1 protein-coding gene is annotated in these 637 nt (G+C 40.3%); it reads left to right on the forward strand.

The window, feature by feature from the left end; all coding sequences use genetic code 11:
* Nucleotides 1-145: 145 nt before the first annotated feature.
* Nucleotides 146-637, forward strand: a 492-nt coding sequence (locus ACYP03_RS23890) for an MFS transporter (RefSeq protein ID WP_459782345.1), incomplete at its 3' end; no start/stop codon positions are given.

Below are 637 nucleotides of genomic sequence, written 5' to 3' on the forward strand. Positions count from 1 at the left end.
TGTTATTGCTCTATGTGTCGTAAATTTCATGGTGCTGCTTTTGGAACCTTGGTTGGGGTGAAAGTCTTAAACTGGCTTTTATCCCTCAGTCCTTTCTGCAGAAGGCTGTGATTCTGTGGTCACCGGAAAATGTTACAGGAGTTTCATGGTACAGAAGTTATTGCCAGCGATTTCAATTTATCGGGGCTTACCGAGTAATATCTATTACCTGGCGTTAGCACGAATGATTTTAGGAATGGGTAATTTCATTATTCCATTTTTAGTCTTGCTTTTAACAGATAAGCTGGGTTATTCAGCTACGGTCGCAGGTTCTCTCGCTATGGGAGTGACAGGGACTTATCTTTTGGGTAGTTTCTTAGGCGGGAAGCTATCAGATGTATTGGGTCATAAACGGGTTATGGTCTTTGGTGAGTTTATAGGTGCTATATTACTCATTTTTTGCGGATTCTTTCCTGAATCATCTGTGTTAGTTCCGGTGTTTTTATTTGTATCTTATTTCTTTATTGGTTTGTCATTGCCGGCAAGTAACGCTTTAGTTGCAGACCTCTCTAATATGCATAATCGTGATGCGGTTATGTCTTTGAGTTATCTCGCATATAATTTTGGCTCTGCTTTAGGTCCAATCATAGCGGGGTAT

It is taken from the genome of Photobacterium sp. R1 (assembly GCF_054600795.1).